General features: G+C 41.5%; 1 pseudogene. It reads right to left on the bottom strand.

Annotated features, from left to right (window positions below):
* Positions 1-1,097: pseudogene (locus ACFINF_RS09295) on the bottom strand (adhesin); the annotation flags it as partial.

The raw sequence follows: 1,097 nt of genomic DNA, 5'->3' as shown, positions 1-1,097 counted from the left end.
TTCAAGAACCGTCTTCATCTGCTGTTCTGTGTAATCATGTAACTGACCTCCATTAACAGCTTCTTTCGAATCCTTTTCAATCTTTCCATCCGCTACATTGTCTATTAATACTGGAGAACTGTCATCTCCACCAATTAACGTAACTTTATTGGTCTTTTTACCTGCTTCATCTCTATCATATTGTACAGATCCCTCCGTAACCTTAGTTTCAATATCCTTGACCTGATCTGTAATCATCTGCTGAGTTTCCCAAAGCTGTCCTCCATTCACAGCTTCTTTGGAATCTTGCTCTACCTTACCATCCTCTACATTGATAATCTTACTGGGGCTCTTAACGCCCTCATCATCAACGTGAGAGGCATCATAGCTTCCTTTTTCTTCATTCCAATTCAGACCATTCGAAGCAACATCCTTTTCAACTTCTTTTATACGATCGTTGATAGTGCTCATGCTGTCATTAACAACATCAAATGCTTCAGAGACATTAGTACGCTCCTCTTTATCTCCTTTCGTACCATCCTCATTGAAAACCTGAACGTAGAATTTGGGGCCTTGCCAGTTTCCTTCCTTATCATAACCAGCTCCTCCACCAAAATATGAGGCAAAGCTCTGTTGTAGAGTATAAATCTGACCTCCATTAATCGCATCCGTCGAATCTTCTGATATCTTTCCTTCCGCAAGGAACGTGATCTTGCTGTTGTCCTTTTTACCTTCCTTCTCATGCTGTGCTACAAACGCACCGGCATCATCACTCCACAACAACGCATTTTGCTCAATGTTTTCTGAAATCTCATTATGAAGATTCTTGAAGACCTTATTGATACCGGCAAACGCGGCTGCAATGCTATCATAATCCTCCTCTTCAAAGCTGCCATCTTCTTGGAAAGTCATTATCTTGAAACCTGGAAGAACCCAGCCATCACCATCATACTTAGCATCACCACCAAAATACTTTGCTAGCGACTGATTCAGATCATAAATCTGTCCGCCATTAACCGCATCACTCGAACCTGATGCTATAGAACCAGCCGCAAGTGATGTGATTTTGCTGTTTGTCTTCTCTCCATCTTTTTCTCCATGCTTAGCTACAAAAGCTT

The organism is Bartonella sp. TS25HLJMH (assembly GCF_042193505.1).
GTDB lineage: Bacteria > Pseudomonadota > Alphaproteobacteria > Rhizobiales > Rhizobiaceae > Bartonella > Bartonella grahamii.
The sequence above is the reverse complement of the archived record's forward strand: the minus strand, read 5'-3'. Positions and strand labels throughout refer to the sequence as shown.